Here is a 2,343-nt window from a genome sequence, read left to right as displayed (position 1 = left end):
GGAGAACAGCCATGAGCGCCAACGTCGACCAGAACACCCGCCCCGACTACGACCAGGTTTTGCAGGACATCGCTGACTACGTCCTCAACTACCGGATCGACTCCCCAGCCGCGCTGGACACTGCGCGCAACTGCCTGATGGACACCCTCGGTTGCGGCCTGCTGGCGCTGCGGTTCCCGGAATGCACCAAGCACCTGGGGCCGCTGGTCGAGGGCACGGTGGTGCCGTTCGGCGCGCGGGTGCCGGGCACGTCGTTCCGGCTCGACCCGGTCAAGGCCGCCTGGGACATCGGCTGCATCGTGCGCTGGCTCGACTACAACGACACCTGGCTCGCCGCCGAATGGGGCCACCCCTCGGATAACCTCGGCGGCATCCTCGCCGTGGCCGATCACCTCTCGCAACGACGCGTGGCCAATGGCGACGCGCCGCTGACCGTGCGCGCAGTGCTGGAAGCGATGATCATGGCCCACGAGATCCAGGGTGTGATTGCCCTGGAAAACTCCTTCAACCGTGTCGGTCTTGACCATGTGCTGCTGGTGAAAGTCGCCTCGACGGCGGTCACCGCCAAGCTGATGGGCGCCAACCGCGAGCAACTGCTGTCGGCGCTGTCCCACGCCTTTGTCGACGGTCAGGCATTGCGCACCTATCGGCACGCACCGAATGCCGGTTCGCGCAAATCCTGGGCGGCGGGCGATGCCTCCAGTCGCGGTGTGCGGCTGGCAGACATCGCGCTGCGCGGCGAGATGGGTATTCCCGGCGTGTTGAGCGCGCCGCAATGGGGCTTCTACGACGTGCTGTTCAGCCACACCAACAAGGACCTGGCGCTCAAGCCCGAAGACAAGCGCACCTTCAGCCTGTCCCAACCCTACGGCACCTATGTGATGGAAAACGTGCTGTTCAAGATCAGCTTTCCCGCCGAGTTCCACGCGCAAACCGCCTGCGAAGCTGCGGTGACCTTGCACCCGCAGGTTGTCGATCGCCTGCACGACATCGAACGCATCGTGATCACCACCCATGAGTCGGCGATTCGGATCATTTCCAAGGTCGGCCCATTGGCCAATGCGGCCGACCGCGATCACTGCCTGCAATACATGACCGCCGTGCCGCTGGCCTTCGGCACGCTGGTGGCCGAGCAGTACGAAGATGAGTTCCACGCTGCGCACCCGATCATCGACGAGCTGCGCGAAAAGATGGTGATCGTCGAAGAGCCCCGCTACAGCCGCGAATACCTGGAGGCGGACAAACGTTCCATCGCCAACGCGGTGCAGGTGTTCTTCAACGATGGCACCCACACCGAGCAGGTCGCGGTGGAGTACCCGATTGGGCATCGTCGGCGCCGGGTGGACGGTATTCCGTTGCTGGAAGACAAGTTCAAGGCCAACCTGGCGACGCGCTTTACGGCCCAGCGCAGTGCCGAGATTTTTGCGTTGTGCAAGGATCAGGCGCGGCTTGAAGCCACGCCGGTGAATCGCTTTGTGGATTTATGGGTGATATGACCGCGCCGTGGTTGCGCACGCTCGCGAAGGGCAGGTTTTGACACAGACATACTTTGCGATTGATGCGTCCTACATCTTCGGAACCGTTTTCAGATAGAAGCCAATCAGGTGTCAGATGCCCTGCAGGCGCGGGTCATCTGGCAAGCGATGCTTGTGGATCAAACACCTGAATCTGAAAAGGCCCTTTTATGAATAGCGTAAACAATCGCCCGCCAATGCCCAACACCGTCGGCTATGACATGTCGCCGAACGCCAGGCTCCGTCGCGCCGACGAGAGCCTCAGAGTACCTGACAGTCCTCTGGCCAAGGCGTCGTCTGCGGCAAAAAACGCGGTACCCGCTCATCTGGAACACCTCTCTGGCCAGAACAAACAGTTGGCCGAAAAATATGATCAGATGGTCGCCAAGTTAACGCCGCAAATCATGAAGCTTCAGGAGCAAGTGAACCAGCTTGCGCAGCACCCCAAGGTGAAGGCAGCGTCTGGAAAAGAGGCGGCACTGTCGAACCCCAGTACTCGTGGTGATCCTGCGGCGAAGCAGAACGGCACGTCGCCTGAAGCGCGCGGCCGTATGGACAATACACAAGGGGCCGGGCGGGATGCTCCTCCCTCCCTTGAGCGCTTGACTGCCGAAAATAAGCAACTGGGCGATAGGCTCAATAAGTTGGAGTCCGGTTTCAATTCGGTCGTTAAAGGGCTTCAAGACCAGATCGGTGATTTGAGTAAGAGGTTGGGCGCGGATACTCCCCAGACCCGGATGCCTCCCGCAGCGCAGGGGCAGGGGCAGGGGCAGGCCAATCAGGGAGCTTCTTCCGGTCATGGCAAGCAAGGCGCGGCGCAGTCCAACGA

The 2,343-nt window shown here is 61.5% G+C and carries 2 protein-coding genes; both read left to right on the top strand.

Translation table 11 applies throughout. The features are described 5' to 3' along the window. Positions 1-11: 11 nt before the first annotated feature. Complete coding sequence (gene prpD / locus AC07W0_RS17690; protein ID WP_017845196.1) at positions 12-1,496, top strand: 2-methylcitrate dehydratase; 1,485 nt, start codon at positions 12-14, stop codon at positions 1,494-1,496. A gap of 188 nt (positions 1,497-1,684) precedes the next feature. Further along, on the top strand, positions 1,685-2,343 hold a 659-nt coding region (locus AC07W0_RS17685), incomplete at its 3' end, for a hypothetical protein (RefSeq protein WP_146013216.1).

Source organism: Pseudomonas sp. GW704-F2, assembly GCF_059423025.1.
Note: the sequence above shows the minus strand (reverse complement) of the source record. Positions and strands in the feature narration are given on the sequence as shown.

Coding starts and splice junctions, on each gene's coding strand:
- prpD (WP_017845196.1), top strand. CDS start 12: ATGAGCGCCAACGTCGACCAGAACACCCGCCCCGACTACGACCAGGTT.